3 protein-coding genes and 1 tRNA gene are annotated in these 3214 nt (G+C 58.5%); all 4 read right to left on the bottom strand.

Annotation, left to right across the window (positions count from 1 at the left end):
- Positions 1 to 300: 300 nt before the first annotated feature.
- The 4 genes from NW840_RS13460 to NW840_RS13445 all read right to left on the bottom strand — a co-directional run bounded on the left by NW840_RS13460 (position 301) and on the right by NW840_RS13445 (position 3038).
- A tRNA-Ser gene (locus NW840_RS13460) sits at positions 301 to 385 on the bottom strand.
- A 74-nt stretch (positions 386 to 459) separates the two neighbouring features.
- Positions 460 to 888 carry a DUF2358 domain-containing protein gene (locus tag NW840_RS13455; protein ID WP_414344819.1) on the bottom strand — a complete coding sequence of 143 codons (429 nt, stop codon included), beginning with the start codon at positions 886 to 888 and terminating at the stop codon, positions 460 to 462.
- A complete protein-coding gene (locus NW840_RS13450; RefSeq protein ID WP_414344818.1) occupies positions 885 to 1682 on the bottom strand; it encodes an MBL fold metallo-hydrolase in 798 nt (265 codons plus the stop codon). Before NW840_RS13450 ends, NW840_RS13455 begins: the two co-directional genes overlap by 4 nt.
- 15 nt (positions 1683 to 1697) lie before the next feature.
- Entirely contained in the window at positions 1698 to 3038 is a 1341-nt protein-coding gene (locus NW840_RS13445) for a TldD/PmbA family protein (RefSeq protein WP_414344817.1), read from the bottom strand.
- Positions 3039 to 3214 lie beyond the last annotated feature (176 nt).

Below are 3214 nucleotides of genomic sequence, written 5' to 3'. Positions count from 1 at the left end.
AACTTCCGCATTCCTCCCGACACTGACCCTACGGGTACAGTGCGGGGCTCCTGCGATTTCTAGCTGACAGGGCCATGTCCCACCCCGTCTGTTATATCCCCTATTGTGTCCCACTTTAGCCTGGATTACAGTGGGTTTCCCCGGTCTATCGTGGACACTAAAAAGCCCAGAAGCCTTGCTGGGTAAGAGCTTTCTGGACTTCAGTGGACGTTATCGGATTACGGAGAGAGTGGGATTCGGTCGCGCCAGCGGGCCGGATGGCCTTACCCACGGTGAGTTGCTCTCACAAACAAGTTCCAGCGGAGAGAGTGGGATTCGAACCCACGGTGAGTTACCCCACACAGCATTTCCAGTGCTGCGCCTTCGACCACTCGGCCATCTCTCCAAATTGAGAACAGGGGCGACTTTCCAGGAGGGCTAAAAAGTCAGCTTTGTGATCCTAGCAAAGGATGGAAGCTATTAACGGGATCCTTTGGGATCCCCAGGCCGAAACATCTGCAGCAGCACTTCCCAGCGGGAGCATCGCCAGTAGTCAATATGGGATCCGATTAACCCCGACTCGTTGATCTGTATTTCTGTCCAGCCAGGGATGCACAGGCGGGGACGCCAAGGCAAAGCCAAAGAACCGCCTAGGATCCACTCGGTGCGGATCTGGCTGCCGGTTTGTCGAATATCCTGCAGCTCGAGACGGATATCCTCTATCCAACGCCCTATCCCCTCGATCATGCGGCGATAGCGATCCAAGCCGCGAAACTCGTTGAGGGGATCCCGGAAGTAAACCTGCGGGTCGTAGATCGCATAGGTCTGATCCCGGGGAAAGCGAGCGTAATCTGCCCGCAAGATGGCCACCAGATCGGCGCTAGGCGGGGCTGGGGAAGAAAGGCTCATGTCTTGGCCACGACAGAAAGAGACACCGTTTCTCCGGGGGCAGGGCAACACAACTGGATGGATTGGGACGTGGCGGCATTCAAGGCTGCCAGCTTTTCTCGAAACTCCTGCAGGCTGCCCAAGGGGCGGATCTGGGCGGCAAACCACCCGTGGTAGTCCACCTCTCCCATCGCGGTTGGGATCACCTGCTGGGGGCGTAGGGCTGCCACCACCTCCAGGGCCCGCTCTGGCCCCATGATCACCTCTCCCAAGAGGGGAAAGATCTGCCCCACCACCGGGATCAGCAGAGTATGAATGGGGCACAATTCCTGCTGCAATCGCAGCCGGATATCCGGTTGGGAAAGATGAGGCTCGTAGTAAAGCCGTGTCTGAGAGGGCACCTCTTCCAGCAGATAGCCCAGCTCACGGACAGGCCCTAGGGGCGCACCGGGAATGGCTGTGACCCGCAGATCCCCCCAGCGAACAGACTGCCAGGGATCCAGAGCTTGAACTGTTGCAAATCCCAGACTCTTCACGACTCTGGCTGCAGCCGGCGAGGCCAAAACGGGGATTCGCTTATCCAGGCGCTGCAGCGTTGGCGGGTGGCAGTGATCCGGCTGGGCTTGGCTGAGGAGGATCCCGTCGATTTTGGGCAAGGTCTCCGGCGTAAAAGGGAGCGGCTGGCGGTGCTCCAGGCGGATGAACCAGGGGATCCCCAGAAACACCAGGGGATCCACCAGCCACGGATCCAATAGGAAGGTTTGCTCCCGGGTGTGGATGAGCCAACTGTTGAGGTCGATGCGGGTCAGTTTCATGAGTTGAAAGTAAGGTTATTGGCCGGTAATGGAGAGATCGGCAACCCAAATGCGGGGACACAGCCCACCGGGTGTGACTTGCGGCTCGGGCTCGACGTAGAAAATCGACTTCAACAACTCCAGAAAGTCTCCGGCCACCGTGGCCGCTTCGATGCTGATGCGTTCTCCTTGGCGTACCCACCACCCCTGAAACGGCAGCGAGAAGGATCCCTGGAGAGGCTTAACGCCGGCATGAAGCGCTTGCAGCTCATCGATCCAAACTACATTTTCAGCCGTAGCCAAGTCATAGGTGCTCTCCGGCGGTGCCCCGGCAAATACATGGTAGTAGTGGGCGGCAACTGTGACCTTGGCGCCGATGTTGGCATGGCCAGTGGGCTGGGCTCCTAGGCGCTTGGCTGTACCGGCGCTGTGCAAAAAGTGGGTCAAGACCCCATTGGTGATGAGAGGGACACGGCGGGTGGGGGTGCCTTCGCCATCAAAGCTGATCGCTCCCACATTGGTCGGGTGTAGGGCATCGTCACACACCGACAGAAGAGGCGAGGCAATGGTCTTGCCCAGGGATTCTGGGGTGGACAGGCTTTGGTTGTCCAAAATGTTTTGAGCATTGAACACATTGGAGAAGGCGCTCAACAAACTCAAAAAGGCTTCTCCGGAAAAGACCACTGTGTATTTTCCAGAAGGGATCCGCTCGTACTCCAGATGGCTAATCAGTTTCTCAGCAGCTTCCTGCACACAACCCTGGATATCCAACTCATCCAGGCTGCGGGCCACTCGCATGGCTCCGGCGCTGCGGGGTTTGCGACCTTCTTGCTCTGCCTTGCTGTAGAGAAAAACCGAAGCGAGGGTATGCTCCTCTTGTCGTAGGGCTTGGTGGCTGTTGAGGTAGAAGCGGTTGATTTGCCGCTGCGCTAGGCCGTTGTAGGGCACCCCCTGAATGGCGGGATGGGATCCCAGGAGTGCCTTTTCGGCAGCCACCAACTGTTCCAACAAGTCGCCGGCCAAAGCCAACGGCCCTTTGTCGTTACAAGGCTGGGCAATGGGCAGAGTGGCTTCCGGGCTGAATTGAGGGGCATGTTCCCGCACGCCAAAATGGCTGGCTTCAAAGGCCGTTTGCAGGGCCAGTTCCAGCCCCGCCTCATCCACATCGGTGGTGGAAGTTACTCCCACCTGCCCTTGGTCGTTCCAGACCCGCACCGTCACGCTGCAGCGGTGGGAAGCCTTGACCTGGCGAGGTTCCCCATGATCTACCTGCACGCTGGTTTCATCCACTTGAGCCCCGTAGAGATCAAACTGAGGGATCCCCAGCCGCCGGGCACAGCTTTGTGCCTGTTCTGCCAACACCTCGACTTGCACCATTGCCACTCCCCAAGTTCCTGTTGCCATCCAGCGCCTCTGGTAAACTACCCGCACTCATGCTGACGCAGAGCGCTCCGCACCGCTAAAGCGAAAGAGTGCAGGCTTTCGGTAGCCCTGTAGTTGGCAAGCCAACCACGTTCGCGAAGCGAGCCGTAGGCTTGACCTCTAGGCTGGTT

Source organism: Synechococcus sp. R5-13 (genome assembly GCF_047462015.1).
Classification (GTDB): Bacteria; Cyanobacteriota; Cyanobacteriia; order Thermostichales; family Thermostichaceae; genus Thermostichus.
Note: the sequence above shows the minus strand (reverse complement) of the source record. Positions and strands in the feature narration are given on the sequence as shown.